The sequence below is a fragment of the Clostridia bacterium genome, assembly GCA_017620395.1.
Taxonomy (GTDB): domain Bacteria; phylum Bacillota; class Clostridia; order Oscillospirales; family RGIG8002; genus RGIG8002.
This window is the reverse complement of the sequence record JAFZQJ010000013.1, coordinates 78,515-95,884: the sequence shown is the minus strand read 5'-3', so window position 1 is coordinate 95,884 and position 17,370 is coordinate 78,515. Positions and strand designations below refer to the sequence as shown.

16 protein-coding genes and 1 pseudogene are annotated in these 17,370 nt (G+C 54.5%); 16 read left to right on the top strand and 1 reads right to left on the bottom strand.

All coding sequences use genetic code 11. From position 1 onward, the window contains the following. On the bottom strand, positions 1–330 hold a 330-nt coding region (locus tag J5441_02495), incomplete at its 3' end, for a helix-turn-helix transcriptional regulator (protein MBO4934023.1). A gap of 189 nt (positions 331–519) precedes the next feature. Here J5441_02495 and J5441_02490 point away from each other — a divergent pair. The 16 genes and pseudogenes from J5441_02490 (at position 520) to J5441_02415 (ending at position 17,353) form a co-directional block, all read left to right on the top strand. Then, on the top strand, positions 520–708 hold the full coding sequence (locus J5441_02490; GenBank protein ID MBO4934022.1) for a LysR family transcriptional regulator: 189 nt from the start codon (positions 520–522) through the stop codon (positions 706–708). Beyond that, positions 709–1,785 (top strand): site-specific integrase, encoded by a 1,077-nt coding sequence (locus tag J5441_02485; GenBank protein MBO4934021.1) that lies wholly within the window; start codon positions 709–711, stop codon positions 1,783–1,785. Then, positions 1,785–2,105: a hypothetical protein gene (locus J5441_02480; GenBank protein ID MBO4934020.1), complete on the top strand. Its 321-nt coding sequence runs from the start codon at positions 1,785–1,787 to the stop codon at positions 2,103–2,105. Before J5441_02485 ends, J5441_02480 begins: the two co-directional genes overlap by 1 nt. Positions 2,106–2,112: 7 nt before the next feature. Next, positions 2,113–3,267 (top strand): AAA family ATPase, encoded by a 1,155-nt coding sequence (locus tag J5441_02475; protein MBO4934019.1) that lies wholly within the window; start codon positions 2,113–2,115, stop codon positions 3,265–3,267. A 320-nt stretch (positions 3,268–3,587) separates the two neighbouring features. Continuing rightward, positions 3,588–4,931 (top strand): plasmid recombination protein, encoded by a 1,344-nt coding sequence (locus J5441_02470; GenBank protein MBO4934018.1) that lies wholly within the window; start codon positions 3,588–3,590, stop codon positions 4,929–4,931. Positions 4,932–5,439: 508 nt separating this feature from the next. Beyond that, positions 5,440–7,359 (top strand): tetracycline resistance ribosomal protection protein Tet(W), encoded by a 1,920-nt coding sequence (locus J5441_02465; protein ID MBO4934017.1) that lies wholly within the window; start codon positions 5,440–5,442, stop codon positions 7,357–7,359. A gap of 233 nt (positions 7,360–7,592) precedes the next feature. Next, positions 7,593–8,729: pseudogene (locus J5441_02460) on the top strand (DUF4238 domain-containing protein). Between the two features lie 14 nt (positions 8,730–8,743). Further along, entirely contained in the window at positions 8,744–9,706 is a 963-nt protein-coding gene (locus J5441_02455; protein MBO4934016.1) for a hypothetical protein, read from the top strand. 126 nt (positions 9,707–9,832) lie between these two features. Beyond that, a complete protein-coding gene (locus J5441_02450) occupies positions 9,833–10,198 on the top strand; it encodes a YegP family protein (protein MBO4934015.1) in 366 nt (121 codons plus the stop codon). A gap of 167 nt (positions 10,199–10,365) precedes the next feature. Beyond that, a complete protein-coding gene (locus J5441_02445; GenBank protein ID MBO4934014.1) occupies positions 10,366–11,727 on the top strand; it encodes a GGDEF domain-containing protein in 1,362 nt (453 codons plus the stop codon). A 47-nt stretch (positions 11,728–11,774) separates the two neighbouring features. Further along, positions 11,775–12,227, top strand: a complete 453-nt coding sequence (locus J5441_02440) for a hypothetical protein (protein MBO4934013.1) — start codon at positions 11,775–11,777, stop codon at positions 12,225–12,227. Positions 12,228–12,533: 306 nt separating this feature from the next. Continuing rightward, on the top strand, positions 12,534–14,351 hold the full coding sequence (locus J5441_02435) for a hypothetical protein (protein ID MBO4934012.1): 1,818 nt from the start codon (positions 12,534–12,536) through the stop codon (positions 14,349–14,351). Positions 14,352–14,371: 20 nt separating this feature from the next. Beyond that, complete coding sequence (locus J5441_02430) at positions 14,372–16,267, top strand: ABC-F family ATP-binding cassette domain-containing protein (protein MBO4934011.1); 1,896 nt, start codon at positions 14,372–14,374, stop codon at positions 16,265–16,267. 23 nt (positions 16,268–16,290) lie between these two features. Further along, complete coding sequence (locus tag J5441_02425; GenBank protein ID MBO4934010.1) at positions 16,291–16,578, top strand: DUF1294 domain-containing protein; 288 nt, start codon at positions 16,291–16,293, stop codon at positions 16,576–16,578. Further along, positions 16,578–16,874, top strand: coding sequence for a hypothetical protein (locus tag J5441_02420; protein ID MBO4934009.1), 297 nt, complete (start codon positions 16,578–16,580; stop codon positions 16,872–16,874). The genes J5441_02425 and J5441_02420 overlap by 1 nt, the downstream gene beginning before the upstream one ends. 74 nt (positions 16,875–16,948) lie before the next feature. After that, positions 16,949–17,353, top strand: coding sequence for a PaaI family thioesterase (locus tag J5441_02415; GenBank protein MBO4934008.1), 405 nt, complete (start codon positions 16,949–16,951; stop codon positions 17,351–17,353). The last annotated feature ends 17 nt before the right edge of the window (positions 17,354–17,370 follow it).

The window sequence follows — 17,370 nt, the reverse complement described above, 5'->3', positions numbered from 1 at the left end:
ATAGGTCTTGCCTTTGGATTTGTCCAGACGCAGACAAACCTCGCCGTCAATCTCCCCAATAGTCAGCCCCCGAATATCCTCCAAAGCAAAGAGGGTGTGCATCAGGCCGATGTCGGTATCTATGTCAGGGACGGTCAGGGCATCAGGGGAAATATCAAAGAAGTCAGCCAGGGTCTTTGTCAGGTCGGCCTTGGGGGTGCGGCTCCCGGTTTCATACTGTGCCATACGCACATCGGCGGAGCGTTCCGGGAAACCCACCACCATGCCAAGATACTTCTGTGTGATGCCCTTCATGTTGCGGAAGAAACGAATACGTTCACCAATCGCCATAACTGCCAACTCCAATCTATGTAATGGGGACACTTGAAGTATAACAGATATGTTTAGACCAGTCAAGAGAAAAATAAATAAATTTGTTTATATTTTCTCGTTGGAAGGTCTTGACATAACGGAATAGAGTTAGTATAATAGGACTACGTTAAGCAAATAGCGTTAAATCAAAAGAAAGGAGGAATCCATATGGAGAACAGATTCATCCGGGCGGAAGAAGTTGCGGACGAGCTGGGTGTATCGAAGCCCTACGCCTATAAACTCATCCGGCAGCTCAACGAAGAATTGAAGGACAAGGGCTTCATCACCATCGCAGGGCGGGTCAACCGCCAGTATTTCAACGAACGGCTCTACGGGGCCAGAAAGGAAGGGAACTAAATGCCAGTCTTTAAGGACGAAGCAAGAGGAACATGGTACGTCATGGTGCGGTATCAGGACTGGACGGGGGAGCGCAAACAGAAGTGCAAGCGTGGCTTTGCCACCAAACGGGAGGCCCAGGAGTGGGAGCGCAGTTTCCAGATGCAGACCTCCGGCGACCTGGATATGACCTTTGAAGCCTTTACCGAGCTTTACACCAAGGATATGAAACCCCGGCTCAAGGAGAACACCTGGCTGACCAAGGAGAACATCATCCAGAAGAAAATTCTGCCCTACTTTGGCAAGCGGAAGATTAGCGAGATCACCACCAAGGACGTGATCGCATGGCAGAACGAGTTGCTGGCCTACCGGGACGAGAAGCGCAAGCCCTACTCGGCTACCTACCTCAAAACCCTGCACAACCAGCTTAGCGCCATCTTCAATCACGCTGTCCGCTTCTATGAGCTGCGCTCCAATCCCGCCGCCAAGGCTGGGAACATGGGGTCAGAGGAACGGAAGGAAATGCTGTTCTGGACGAAAGCGGAGTACCAGAAGTTTGCAGATGCCATGATGGACAAGCCCGTTTCCTACTACGCCTTTGAAATGCTCTACTGGTGTGGTATTCGGGAGGGGGAACTGCTGGCCCTGACCCCGGCAGACTTTGACTTTGAGGCCGGGACGGTGAAAATCAGCAAGTCCTATCAGCGGCTCCACGGCAAGGACGTCATTACCACGCCAAAGACGAAGAAAAGCAACCGCACCATTAAAATGCCCAACTTCCTCTGTGACGAGATGAAGGATTACCTGGGGATGCTCTACGGTATCAAGAAGAAGGAGCGCATTTTCACCATCACGAAAAGCTATCTCCACCATGAGATGGACAGAGGGGCGAAGTCGGCAGGGGTCAAGCGTATCAGAATCCACGACCTCCGGCATTCGCACATCTCACTTCTGATTGACATGGGCTTCTCCGCTGTGGCGATTGCTGACCGTGTGGGGCATGAGAGTATCGAGATCACCTATCGCTATGCCCACCTGTTTCCGTCCAAGCAGACGGAAATGGCAGACAAATTGGACTTTGAAAGGATGGGAGCGTAATGTCAGCTAAGAATTTGGACACTCACAACCGCTGGAGGAACAAGACCGTGGCCTTCCGGGTATCCCCGGAGGAAAACAAGCAGATTGACGCCGCTGTGCGGCTCTCTGGCCTGACGAAGCAGGACTACATCACCCGGCGGCTCTTAGACCGGGCCGTGGTGGTGCAGGGCAATCCCAGGGTCTACAAGGCCCTGCGTGACCAACTCGCCGCCGTCCTGGGGGAACTGCGGCGCATTGAGGCCGGGGGCGACGTGGGGGATGAACTTCTCGCCACCATTGACCTTATCTCAGTGACGCTGGGCGGCATGAAGGAGGATTGATAGATTGATGGATTCCAGAGAAACGAAAAGGACTGTCCCGGTTCCGTCTGTTGGCGCAGACGGGGAACAGCCCAATTCTCAAACAACTACCCAAAGTATAGCAGAGGAAACGGCTGAAAACAACCCCCAAGAGAAAGATTTAGAGGAAATGCTCCGGGATATGCGGCGCATGAACGACCCAGCCTACCTCCACACAGTTTCCATGAACGACCTTTACCAGAACATCTACCAGAGCAGACCGCCCGTAATAGACGGTCTGCTCTACCCTGGGACGTACCTCTTTGCGGGAGCGCCCAAGGTGGGCAAGTCGTTCCTGATGGCCCAGCTTGCCTACCATGTCAGCATGGGCCTCCCCCTGTGGGGCTACCCTGTCCACAAGGGGACTGTCCTCTATCTGGCGTTGGAGGACGACCACCGCCGCTTGCAGGGGCGGCTATACCGAATGTTCGGCACAGAGGGCACCGACAATCTGCTCTTTGCGGTCTACGCCAAACAGCTTGGCGTTGGCCTGGAGGAACAGCTAAAGAAGTTCGTCCGGGAACACCCGAACACCAAGCTGATTATCATTGACACCCTCCAGAAAATCCGGGAGGCTGGTGGGGATAAGTACAGCTACGCCAACGATTACGAGGTGGTGGGTAAGCTGAAACGCCTTGCCGATGATTGCGGCGTCTGCCTCCTGCTGGTACACCACACTCGAAAGCAACAGGCAGATGACAAATTCGATATGATCTCCGGCACCAACGGTCTGCTGGGAGCGGCGGACGGGGCCTTTCTTCTTCAAAAGGAGAAGCGGACAGACGGCAGCGCCGTTCTGGACGTGGCCGGGCGTGACCAGCAAGACCAGCGATTCTATCTTACCAGGGACAAGGAACGGCTGATATGGACGCTGGAGCGTACGGAAACGGAGGCATGGACAGAGCCGCCCGACCCGGTGCTGGAGGCCATAGCCGCCCTTGTGACGGCGGAGAAGCCGACCTGGGGTGGTACGGCCACCGAGCTGGTAGCGGCGCTCCAGACCGACATGAAGCCCAACGCCCTGGCGATGCGGCTAAACGTCCGGGCCGGGAAGCTGCTGATAGACTACCACATCCGCTATGAGAACAGCAGGAGCCACGCCGGGAGAAGTATCAGCCTGACGCTGGAACCGTCCCAGGCGTGACGACCGTGACGGCTGTGACGGCTTTTTTGAGAGTGGCGGCGGTGTCTGAAACATCGTCACGGTCGTCACGGCTGTCACGGGGAGCAGCAAAGTTTAGGCGGGGTGCAGGGTGCCCTTTTCAAAGGGCGGCCCTGCTGGGGGAGGCAACCGCAGTTGCCGGGGGCAAAGCCCCCACACCCCCTCGGAGAGCCCACGACACTTTGCAGACCGAAGGGATGAAAGTGTCATAGTGGGTTATTACACTTCCTGCAGGAAGTGCCTCCCCCGAACCCCCGTCCTCTTTCAACAACCCAACATCTGAAACAGGAGGATTTTTGCCTATGGCGAGAGGCGACGGTATTGACCGTACCAACGCAAGAAATATGAGGCTGACCGAAACCAAGATCGGTAACACCCAGCAGCACAACGAGCGTGAGAAGGATTCCTATGTCAATCAGGACATTGTACTGGAGCGGACGCCGCTCAATGTCCATTTCAAAACCCCGTCTGCCGGGTATCGGGAGATGTTTGCTCAAATGGAGGCCGACGGCGTGATCTCCACCCGTGGCATCAAGGAGGATGCCTTTCGATACGGTGAGTTGGTCTTTGATGTAAACTCCGCTTACTTCTACAATCACGGCGGGTATGACTTCGCAAAACAATTTTACACCGAAGCCTATAAAGCCGCAATCAAAATCGTGGGCGGAGAGCAGTATATTTTGTCGGCGGTCATGCACGCTGACGAGCGCAACCGGGCCATGTCCGAGGCGCTGGGGGAGGACGTGTACCACTACCACCTCCATGTGGTTTATATCCCGGTAGTGGAGAAGGAGATACGCTGGACAAAGCGGTGCAAGGACAAGTCCCTGGTGGGCAAGGTCAAGGAAACGATCATGCAGGTGAGCATGAGCAAGAAGTGGGCGTCCAAGCCCATTCTGGACGAAACCACCGGGGAGCCGTTACGCACAGCTAAGGGCAAACCCGTTCTACGAAAGTCGTACAGTGTCCTGCAAGATGATTTCTTTGAGCATATGCGCTCCGCTGGCTATGACGATGTAGAGCGTGGGGAACGTGGTAGTTCCGAAGAACATTTGACTGTTACGCAGTTCAAGACGGAGCGTGAGCAGGAACGGCTTGCACAGCTTCAAGAGGTGTCGGCGCTGGCCCAGGTTGAGGCCGACAAAAAGAATAAGGAGGCAGCATCAGCTGAGAAGAAAGCGGCCCAGGCCAGGGCTAAGCTGGACGATGTAGCGCCCTTGCTCAAGGGCATGGAGAAACTGGCGGCGGACTTCTCCGACGACCCGGAGCGGACGCTGCCGGAGGCGGGGCCGCTGGAATCGGCCAAGTCCTACCGGGAGAAAAAGGCCAAGCCCCTTTGGGAGAAGATCGTCAAGGTGCTGCGCTCCGTCTACCGGGCCTACTTCGACCTCAAGAGCAAGTTTGAGCGGTTGCAGAGCGCCTATGATCGTGAGGTCAGTAAGAACGGCTCCCTGTCAGCCAGGATTTATGAGGTTTGTGCCGAGAGGGACGGCTTGAAAGGGCAAGTCAGGGACTATGAGCGGGTCAGACGGGCCATTGGCCCGGAACAGGCGGACAGGATACTGGAGGCAGCTTACCAGCAGGAACAGGTCGAAAAGGAGCAGAAATGGGGTGCAAGGTCAAAAATAAGGGTAGGCGCACGATAATCACAAAAAATGGAGGTAATTTCATGGAAAAGTACATCTTTGACGAGGGCAACGGTCTGTGGTATGAGTTGCAGAGGGACTAACAATATTCGGGCGTGTGCGGCGGAAATCGTGGACACAGAAATTATTTGCGCATGAGGCCCCAAATCGGAGGGTGTCCCGGTGAATGCCCTCCTGATTTATTTGGGACAGCGGGTAAAAACTTCTTGCATTTTAGAGTGTGCTATGCTATACTGCTGTCATCCTGATTTGAGGAGTCTATTCAACATGCGGCAAGGTATTCTTAAATAAAATTTGATAATGGGCACAAAAATAATTGCCCCTTGCAGGGGCTTGGTTTTTGTACCCAATTTAAGAATGCTTTTGCCTTTTTATCAAATATCGTGACGGATAACGGCTCATGTTAGCTGAATGCGTTTCTATGTATCCGAAGTCATGATCCCCAGCGGTAAAAGTATTTGCCGCTGGGGATTTTTGCGCCCTTTTGGGCCTTGTATGGAGGATAGACATGAACATTATCAATATCGGGATTCTTGCCCATGTAGATGCGGGCAAGACGACACTGACAGAAAGCCTGCTGTATGCCAGCGGAACCATTTCAGAGCCGGGGAGCGTCGAAAAAGGGACAACGAGAACGGACACTATGTTTTTGGAGCGGCAGCGTGGAATTACCATTCAAACGGCAGTCACTTCTTTCCAGTGGCACAGTTGTAAAGTCAATATTGTGGATACTCCCGGCCACATGGATTTCTTGGCAGAGGTATACCGCTCTCTGGCTGTTTTGGACGGGGCCATCTTGGTGCTCTCCGCTAAAGATGGCGTGCAGGCCCAGACCCGTGTTCTGTTCCATGCCCTACGGAAATTGAACATCCCCACCATTATCTTTATCAACAAGATCGACCAGGTTGGCATTGATTTGGAGAGCGTATATCAGTCTGTTCGGGATAAGCTCTCCGCTGATATTATCATCAAGCAGACAGTGTCGCTGTCCTCGAAAATAACTCTGACAGAAAACACTAGTGCAGAGGTGTGGGATTCGGTCATCGAAAATAACGATGAGTTATTGGCAAAGTATATCGCAGGAGAATCAATCAGTCAGAAAGAACTTGCGCAAGAAGAACAGCGGCGAGTTCAAGACGCCTCCCTGCTCCCGGTCTATCATGGTAGCGCCAAAAACGGCCTTGGCATTCAACAGTTGATGGATGCGGTGATAGGGCTGTTCCAATCGACCAAGGAACAGGGGAGCGCCGCCCTGTGCGGTAGAGTTTTTAAGGTGGAGTATACAGATTGCGGCCAGAGGCTTGTCTATCTGCGGCTATACAGCGGAACGCTGCGTCTGCGGGATACGGTGGCCCTAGCCGGGAGAGAAAAGCTGAAAATCACAGAGATGCGTATTCCATCCAAAGGGGAGATTGTTCGGACAGATACCGCCCATAAGGGCGAAATTGTCATCCTTCCCAGCGACAGCTTGAGATTAAACGATATATTGGGGGACAAAACCCAACTTCCTCGTGAAATGTGGAGTGATGTTCCCTTCCCTATGCTGCGGACGACGATTACGCCAAAAACGGCAGAGCAAAGAGACCGGTTGCTGGACGCTCTTACGCAAATTGCGGATACTGACCCGCTTTTGCACTACGAGGTGGATTCCACCACCCATGAGATCATTCTTTCTTTTTTGGGTCGGATGCAGTTGGAGGTTGTTTCCGCTTTGCTGACGGAAAAATACAAGATTGAAACAGCAGTGAAGGAACCCACCGTCATTTATTTAGAGCGGCCGCTCAAAGTGGCCAGTCACACCATCCATATCGAGGTGCCGCCTAACCCGTTTTGGGCATCTATCGGACTGTCTGTTACACCGCTCCCGCTTGGCTCCGGTGTAAAATACGAGAGCCGGGTTTCCCTGGGATACCTGAACCAGAGTTTTCAAAACGCTGTCATGGATGGTATCCGTTACGGTTTGGGGCAAGGCTTGTGTGGCTGGAACGTAACGGACTGTAAGATTTGCTTTGAATACGGACTTTACTATAGCCCGGTCAGTACGCCGGCGGACTTCCGCTCATTGGCCCCGATTGTATTGGAACAGGCATTGAAGAAATCTGGGACGCAGTTGCTGGAACCTTATCTCTCCTTCACCCTCTATGCGCCCCAGGAATACCTTTCCAGGGCTTATCATGATGCGCCGAAATACTGTGCCACCATCGAAACGGCCCAGATAAAAAAGGATGAAGTTGTCTTTACTGGCGAGATTCCCGCCCGTTGCATACAGGCATACCGTACTGATTTGGCCTTTTACACCAACGGGCGGAGTGTGTGCCTGACGGAACTGAAAGGGTATCAGGCCACTGTCGGCGAGCCAATCATCCAGCCCCGTCGTCCAAACAGCCGTTTGGATAAGGTGCGCCATATGTTCAGTAAGATTCCTTGATACGCCACAGCAAGGATGGTTATTGCATTTCCCTGCCTTTCGTGGTAAAATGTAGTTGTAAACCACCAGAGAAAACAACAACCCTGCTACCCCCCGTTATCACCACCGATAACAATTTGATAACAGCCCATCGTATAGGGCTGGATAATATGGACACATCAAATAATCAAAAAAATGAGGTATCAAATTTATGAAGCAAAATCCGTTAAATATGATGCCCAACAACGAATCAGAATAACCACTACGTTCCGCAATTAGTCCTTCGCCGGTTTGGAGAGCGTTTGTTTGTATATGACTTAAAAAACGGTAAGCTATTAAAAAATAAAAAGCCCGATGAGGTTTTTTCTGAAATATCATTGTATACGCCGGAAATAGAAAAAGAATTAAACGAAAAGATTGAGTCGTCATTTGCGTTTATTCTTAATAATTATATTATACCCGCTTCTTGCGATGACGAGATTGTTCTTAACAGGAAACAAGTAAATATTATACGAAAATTCCTATTGATTGAGCAGATGCGTGTTATTGGACCGGATAGGGATAGAATGCACGATTTGTTTTATCAGAAATTGGATTCGCAAGAGTATCCGTTCGAGGAAAAGGTGGTTGAGAACGAAACCGTAAGGGATCGTTGGTTAAGGAATATTAAAGTAATACTTGAAGCCAAAGACCTAGACGCAGTAAAAGATAATCCTTTATGCACATATGAAGTGTACAGATGGTCGCGCATATATAACTATGGCTATATGGGCATTTGGGACACCTCTAAAGATGGAACCGATTTTATTATTACGGATATCGGTATGACATCGGAAATGTATGGACCAGAAGGGGAAGGCGAAAAAGCCGAATATTTGAAAAAAGAACTTGATAAGCTATCCCGTTCATATGGCGGGCGCGATAAACCGGCTTATATGGAATTGCTAAAACAGCAAATGTGGTTTCATGAGAACTTTTATGTGTTCTCAATATCAAAGACGCGTACCATTGTAGTTATTAACCCGTTCTTCAGATTGTATGATAAAAAGGAAAGATTCACGCGCCCATATATTTGGCCTACGGAGATAAGCGACAGAAAACTTTTTGAAAAGAACATATCACCGCCGCTGATCTTTTTGTTAGGGAAAGCGCTGCATAGAGATGAAGATCAGTTTGTATATAAAGTACACTCAATGAAGCACGATGATATTATATGGGTAAACATACTTATGTTAGATCGAGTTGACTCGTTTCTCGGTTTTACATCACTTAAAAACATTTCTGAAAGCATTGAAAAGTATATAGAGTGGTATGAATCAAGGGGATTACAACCCCGAAATGATTATTCATTATTAAAAAAGGTATTACAAAGCGCAGAACATACACGCTGAAAGGACGCTTGACTATGAAATCTTACGAGCTCGTCGCGGAAACGATCCGCGGAAACAACCCCGGCAGAACGCCCGTTTACGGCTGGATCGCCTGGAATCTCGACTGGGAGCATTCGCAGTGGGGAGACTACAAAAAATTCGAGGACGAATACGAATTCGATATGGCGCACATCTTCGGCGGTCCGTATCCCTTCGACTACCACAAGATAGTCGGCATGAAAAAAGAGGGGATAACCATCACGCCGCAGATGCTGCTGGATATGCCTCTTCAGCCGGTCGACAGGATGGAGGACTACGACGGCATCCGCAAGGAGCTTGAGTATTACCGCGGTCAGCGCGAGCGTTTCTGCTATATGCAGACTCCCGGCATCTTTGAGTGCCTGAGCGACCCGCTTGCGATAGAAAACCACCTGCTCTACATGGCGCTCTATCCCGACGAGATGATGGAGCTTTACAAGCGGCAGGCGAAGTGGAACGCGCAGTTCGCGGAGAACGTCTGCGAGCTCGGCATGGATATGATCCACGTTTCCGACGACTGGGGCTCGCAGAACACTCTGCTCTTCAGCCCGACGATGTTCCGCGAAATGATAATGCCCGGGCATAAGGTCATCGGCGACGCGGTCCGCAAGCACGGCAAGTTCCTGAGCTTACACTCCGACGGCAACATAATCCCCGCGCTCGACGGAGTCATCGAGCTCGGCTATAACCTCGTGCATCCGTGGCAGGAAGCGGCGGGCATGAGCTACGACCTCTGGCTCGAGAAGTACAGCGACAAATTCGCGATCATGGGCGGCGTCTGCGTCCAGACCGCGCTCGGCTTCGGCAACTACGGGAAGCTGGAGAGCGACATCCGCCGCGTCTTCTCGCTGCTGAAGGGCAAGCGCTGGGTCTGCTGCACCACGCATTTCGTGCAGGAGCACTGCACCTTCGAGGAGCTGAAGTTCGCCTACGATCTCATCGCCGAGCTTCGCAAGTAACGGTTCGGTAAATGAACATAAATCTTGACAAATGAGCACAAATGCGATAAAATGAACGTAAGAGGGAAGGGTTTCAACCCTTAATTCGCGGAAATGCCCGCGTAATAAAAAGAAAGGGAGTTTATCATGGGAAAATTCGTTATTAAGCAGACCAAGACCGGATTCGTATTCAACCTCAAGGCCGGCAACGGCGAAGTCATCGCCGTCTCGGAGGTTTACTCCGCCGAATCGACCTGCAAGAACGGCATCGCCAGCGTCAAGAAGAACGCGGGCGCTCACGTCGAGGATCAGACCGTCGAGAACTTCGAGGTCCTCAAGAACCCGAAGTACGAAGTCTACACCGATAAGAAGGGCGAGTTCCGCTTCCGCCTGAAGGCCGCCAACGGCGAGATCATCGCCACCGGCGAAGGCTACAAGGCCAAGGCGAGCTGCCTGAACGGCATCGCCAGCATCGGCAAAAACGCTCCCGACGCGGAGATCGTCAGCGAGTAATCCGGAACGCAGCCGTATAGACACAGGCGTCCACGCGACGCCTGTGTTTTTTATTTCACAAAAATAGTGCTTGCATTTTTAATCCCCGTATGATAGAATAAATTAATTATGTAGGAAAATGGGTTTTTATCAGAAACAGAGAGTATTATTCCGAGAGGGTTGACGATATGAAGTTTATTTCAAACCTGCGCAACAGAGGCGTTTCGCAGAGAAAACTGAATTACGTTACGGTCGGCCTTGCCATACTTTTTTCCGTACTGCTGCTCGTCTCGGTCTATCTGACGATGAGCGGCTATAACGCCATGCGCAAGGCGACGGACGATTATATCGATCTCGAGAAGGCGGCCACGGGAATGCGCGTCGGTTCCGATTACCTTACCGAACAGGTACGCGCCTTCGTCGTGACGGGCGACCGTAAGTATTGCGATAACTACTTCAACGAAGCGAACGTTACGAAGCGCAGGGACAACGCGCTTGAAACGATAGAGCAGCATCTTTCCGAAACTTCGGCGGCGCAGTCGCTGAGGGCGTCGAAGGAGGCGTCCGATCGCCTCATGGAGAGCGAATACCACGCGATGCTTCTTACGATAGCCGCAGACAGCGACTATAAGCTGGACGATTTCCCCGAGCTTAAATCCACCGGCAATATGGTTCCGCAGGACGAGATGCGGCTCACTCCGGAAGAAATGATGAAGAAAGCGCGCGAGATAGTGTTCGATACCGAATACCTTCGCCAGAAGGAAGCGATAATGGCGAAGCTCGACGAGTGCCTTGACTACATCGAGACCGATACGCGCGCGAAGGAGGTCGACGCTGCCGATCATATGCGCGGCAGACTCGCGCTCCAGCAGGTGTACATATTCGCGCTCATTCTCATCGTGCTTGTAATGGTCGTGCTTACCGCGGTGCTCGTTACCGGCCCTCTGCTCCGCGCTATACCGCGCATACGCGACGACCAGCCGCTCGACGTGACGGGTGCGTACGAATACCGCTTCCTCGCGAAAACGTATAACCGTATCTACGGCAGCAACAAAGAGAAGACCGCGCGTCTTGCGTATCAGGCTACTCACGACGAGCTGACCGGCGCGTATAACCGCGCGGGCTACGAGCAGGTGTGCAACGTCGTGTGCGCGAACGATTACGCGATGATCATTATCGACATAGACCACTTCAAGGGCTTCAACGACACTCACGGCCACGACGTCGGCGACAGGGTGCTCGTCAAGGTTTCGGAAACGCTGAAAAACCACTTCCGCTCCGACGATTATATAAGCCGTATTGGCGGCGACGAATTCGTCGTGCTTATGACGAACGTAACGGAGGAATTCACCGACCTTATCAAGAAAAAGATCAACAGCGTCAACGCCGAGCTCGCAAAGCCGGAGGATCCGGAGATTGCGGCTTCTGTCAGCGTAGGCGTCGCCTTCGGCGGAGATGACGTTTCGATAAGGACCGTCTTCAAGCGTGCCGATAACGCGCTTTACCAGGTCAAGCGCGAAGGCGGAGGCGACTGCAGATTCGCAGAGTGATTTCCCGCCGCCGCAAACGGTAATAACGATCCTATAGGAGAACTCTTATGGATAAACACGATAAGAAAACGAATAACGCCGAGACCGTCGGTGAAAAGCTCGTTCACGCGGCAATATCGCTTATAACGGTCGCCGCGCTTTCGGTGCCCGCCGTGCTGACGAAGCAGCCGGCGCTGAACGTGCTTCCGCTCGCGGGAGTCGCCGCGATGACGTCGCTTTTCGGCAGCTTTTCCGGCGTAGTCTGCGCGGTAGTGACCGCCGTCTGCTCCGCGTATACGCTTTCCGAAGGCAACAACTTCGTCAGCTACTCGCAGGAGGCGCTTATAGGGCATATCGCGATAATTTTCGCCTCCGCCGTCTGCATCGTATTTATCAGCAGGGTGAGAAGACTGAACCGCGAGAAGGCCGAGGAGCTCGCCGCCTTACGCGCCCGCGCCGAAGAGACCGGAGCGCCGGACGCCGCGTCCGGCGAAAAAGCGGACGGCTCATCCGCCGGATAATCGCCGGCAACAAAAAAACAAGCACTTCCGTTACCGGAAGTGCTTTTTTGCAGTTTGCCGTAAAGCCGGCGCGCCATGCATTGAACCCCGATTGGCAAGTGGAAAGATCAACACAAAATCGAACCCGGCTCCAGGCAAAGATCTGGCTGCAGGGCGTTCACCCTGCCGACACCTATAATATATCAAAGCTTTTCACCTTTTGCAAGGGTTGACATTGAATTGTCATTGACAAAATATATGTCAACACGGTCTTGCAATTTTCCTCGGATTGTGTTATTATCTTTTTAACGAAGGGAGGCGGGGAAGATGTTTGCCGAAAGACTGAATACGGCGTTTGAAACAGTCGGCGCGTCGCCTTCGGACATAGCGCGCAGCGTCGGCTGCGACAGATCAAATATCAGCCGCATGTGCAAAGGGGTGCGCGTGCCGAAGAAGGGCGCGGCGTCTTCGCGCCGCCTCGTCGAAGGTTTGTGCGCTTTCGCGTCCGAAAAAGGCAGCGCTCCCGCGCTCCGCGTCCTGATCGGATGCGAGCCCGAGGAGTCCGACGCGTATATGCGTCAGCGGCTGACCGACTGGCTGTACGACGGAGTGAACACGATCTCCGCGAAGCCGCGAAAGGAAAAAAGGCTTGCGCCTTTCGCTCAGCTCGGCGGCAGATTGAACGCCGTTATGGAGCTTGCCGAGCTTTCAAACGTCCGCTTCGGCCACTTGCTTAACCTCGACGCCTCTTATATCAGCCGCTTCCGCAACGGGCAGCGCTCGCCTGAGTCGAATCCGCAGATGGTGGACGATATCTGCACCGTACTGCTCAAGCGCCTGACGGAGCAGAACAGACTCGCCGAATTCGCCGCGCTCGCGGAGGCGCCCGAGGGCAAGCCGGAGGACGAGGAGGAAGCCTTTTTCCTCCTGCGCGAATGGCTTTTCGACACCGGAAGGGATTTGAACGTCCCGGCGGTGGAGAAGCTGCTCGAGAATCTGGAGAGCTTCGCGCCGCGCATGAGCACGCCGCTTCTGCCTCCCGAGGAGCTTGCGGAGCGGAGCGTGCTTCATACCGGCGAGCGCATATATTACGGCGTAGACGGACTCCGCAGCGCGGTGCTGCGCTTCCTTTCCGGCGCGATGCGCGAGCGGATGAAGGAGCTCTGCCTCTACTCCGATCAGAACCTCGACTGGATGAACGGCGACGCGGAGTTCAACGCGCGTCTGTTTTCACTGCTGCTCGGATGCCTGAGCAACGGCACAAAGATCACGGTGATCCACAACGTCGACCGCGCTTCGGGCGAGATGTTCAGCGCGATATATAACTGGCTGCCGCTTTATATGTCCGGCGGCATAACGTCGTATTATTTCAGGCGGCAGAATCAGTCGCGATTCTCATATACGCTTTTCCTCTGCCCGGGTTACGCCTGCGTGGAGGGCGGCGGAGTCGTCGGCGGCGAGGAGCTGCACGGGATTTACAGATACGACACGGACTCGAAGATACTCGAGGCGCACAAAACCGGGTTCGACGCGATGCTCGCTACGTCGAAGCCGCTCGTCAAGGTCTACGGTTCCGACTCGGCGGAGCGTATCGCGGCTATGAGCGGAAGCGCTTTGAGCGTCGTCGGCGTAGGTCTGCCGGTAAGCGTTATGCCGGAAGAAACGCTGCGCCGTATGCTCGCCCGCTCCGGCGCGTCCGAGGAGGAGAGCAGGCAGATGTTCGCGGTGCTGAACGCGCGCCGCAGCGTGCTTGAGAAAAATCTCAGCGGCGGCTATATGCACCTTTGCGGAGTTCTCGCCGACAAGGAGACCATCGCCGCCGGCAAAGTCGCCGTCGACCTGCCGGGCGTAAGGGTATATTACACGCCGGAGGAATACGCCGAGCAGATACGCGGCGTGCTCTCGCTTATGGATAACTATCCGAACTTCCGTTTCTTCATTCTGCCGGAGGCGGTGTTTGAAAACGTGCAGATCTCCGTCACCGAGAGCTCAATCGCGGTAAGCCGTCTGAAAGAGCCGCGCATCAGCTTTCTTGTCACTCACGCCTACCTGCGCGAGGCGTTCGCCGCCTTCGTGGGCAGCATCGAGGAGCGCTGCATAAAGGACGAAAAAGAGGCGCGCAGGCGCCTTGAAAGATATCTTTAATCGATCGCCGAGGAGCAAAAATGCAGATTGTAATCAACAACGGCAGCGTCGAATACGACGGCGAGCCGGTGCTTACCGAAATAAACTTCGCCGTCCGCGAAAACGAAAAGATCGCGGTCGTCGGGCGCAACGGATGCGGCAAAACGACTCTGCTCCGTGCGCTGACCGGCGAGGTCGATATGATAAAAGGAACGGGCGAATCGGACTTCGGTTTCCACAAGACCGGAGCCCCCGTCGTCGGCTGCCTGAAGCAGACGTTTGAAGCGGGCGACGAAAGAACGCTTGAGGAGGAGCTGCTGACCGCGTATTCCGGGCTTATCGAAACGGAGCGAGCCATGGCTGCCGCGCTCGAAGCGGTCGAGCGCGACGGCAGCGAGGAGAACGCCCGCGAGTATTCGCGCCTTCAGGAGCGCTTCGAAGACCTCGGCGGCTACACCTATAAGAAGGAATACCGCACGGCGCTGAAGAGGTTCGGCTTCGCGGAGTCGGATCTTTCCCGCCCGCTGCGGGAGTTCTCCGGCGGCCAGCGCACGAAGCTCGCGCTGCTGGTGCTACTGCTTTCCAAGCCGCAGGTGCTTCTGCTCGACGAGCCGACGAACCACCTCGACCTTTCCGCGGTCGAATGGCTCGAGGATTATCTCGTGAAATACCGCGGCTCGATAGTCATAGTCTCGCACGACCGAATGTTCCTCGACAAGATCGTGAACGTCGTCTATGAGATCGAATACGGCGAAACGCGCCGCTACTCCGGCAACTACACCGCCTTCGCGGCGCAGAAAAAGGAGAACTACGAGCGCGAGCTGAAGGACGCGCTGATGCGCAAAAAGGAGGTCGAACGCCTCTCCGCGCTTGTCGAGCGCTTCCGCTATAAAGCAAACAAGGCGAAGATGGCGCAGGCGAAGCTCAAACAGATCGAGCGGATCGGAGACACCTCCGCGCCGCGCGCCGCTGACGAATCCGTCTTCCGCGGAGCGTTCGCGCCGGAGCGCGAAACGGTGGAGAACGCCCTCGTCTGCGAGCATCTGCGCTTCGGCTACGGTTTTCCGCTCGGCGAGCTGGACACCGTCGTCAAGCGCGGCGAAAAGCTCGGCATCATCGGCGATAACGGCTGCGGCAAGTCGACTCTCGTGAAAACGCTGATGAAAAAGATACCCGCGCTTTCGGGCGAAAGCCGCTTCGGACTGCACGCGAACGTCGGCTACTTCGACCAGACGATGACGCAGAACTTCTCGCCGCTTACGGTGCTGGAGGATTTTCAGAAGGACTTTCCGAATATGACGACGGGCGAAGCGCGCACCGCTCTCGGCGCGTTCCTGTTCAGCGGCGAGGACGTTTTCAAGACCGTCGGCGAGCTTTCCGGCGGCGAAAAGGTGCGCCTCGCGCTCTGCAAAATATTCCGCCGCAGGCCTAATATACTTCTGCTCGACGAGCCGACCAACCATATGGATATGCCGGGGCGCGACGCGCTCGAAAAGCTGCTCGCGGACTATACCGGCACCGTGATCGCCGTCTCGCACGACAGATACTTCATCAACCGCGTCTGCAACCGCCTCGCCGTCTTCGAGAACGGCGGGCTGAAGCTTTACGACTGCGGCTACTCCGAATACGAGAAGCTCCGCCCGCGCGAAGCTGACGAGGAAGCCGCCTCCGGCGAAAAGAAGCCCGCGGCGAAGAAAAAGTACGTTTCGCCGCTGAAGGAGCGCGACCGCAAGCTCCACCGCATCGGCGTCCTTGAGGAAAAGATCGCCGTCATCAACGCGCGAACGGCGGAAATATCCCGCATACTCGCCGAAGACGCGGAGGTTTTCTCCGACTACGAAAAGGTCGCGGAGCTGACCGCCGAAAAAGAAGAGCTCGAGGCGAAGGAAGCGCCGCTTATGGAGGAATGGTCCTCGCTCGTCGAGGACGTCGGATAAGAAAAAACAAAAAGGGTGATAATATGAAAACGGTTTTGTGGATATACGCCTGCATACTCGGCGCGGCTTCGCTCGTCGCCTTCGTTGCCTACGGCGTGGACAAGGCGAAGGCGATGCAGGAGGGCGACCGCATCAGCGAACGCGTCCTGCTCGCGCTCGCGGTCTACGGCGGCGCGGTCGGCGCGTTCTTCGGCAGGGTGGTCTTCCGCCACAAGACGAAGAAGAACTACTTTACGCTCGTGATAACCTTTGCGCTTCTGCTGCAGGCGGCGGTGCTTGCGCTGCTCATCTCGAAAGGGGGCGCGCGGTGATGGCGAACAATAACAACAATTTCTACCGCAAGGATAAATACGGCACCTACGGCTACGGCACGCCGAAAAACAAGCCGCGCAGGCAGCGCAGGAGAACGACCCGCGAGGAGTCGCACTCCGCGGAATCGAACACGCGCCTGACGCTCATCGCGCTGCTCGGCGCAATCGGCTTCGCCGGAGTCTTCGCCGCGCTCGCGCTTCAGGAGAAGCTCGGCGGCGCGTTCGTGCCCGTGCAGTCGGCGTGCGCGCTCGCGCTGCTGGCGTCGCTGGCGCTGTTTTCGTCGTTCAGAAGATGAAATGTTTGTGAAAACGCGGCGCCGCCGCGCGTTATGTGTTATAATATCCGCATATTTCATCCGGAGGGACTGCTATGGGAACTTTCAAAAGCACGGACGAAGCGCGTGAGTTTTTCAAAAACGATCGCTTCGCAACGGATAACGGCATGCGTATAGACGAGCTTTTCGACGGCGGCTGCGTTTGCTCGATGGAGCTGACGGAGGCGCACCGCAACGCCTACGGCGGAACGATGGGCGGCGTGATCTTCACGCTCGGCGACTTCGCCTTCGCCGTTTCGTCGAATAACGACCATCAGCCGACCGTCGCGCTGACGGTGAACGTCAACTTCACCGCGCAGCCGAAGGGGAAGCGGCTCATCGCGCGCTCGCAATGCGTCAAAAGCGGCAGGACGACCTGCGTTTACGACATACGCGTGACCGACGAAACGGGGCGCGACGTCGCGCTTTTCGCCTGCACCGGCTTCAAGCTGGAGAAATAGGCGCGGAAAAACGCAAA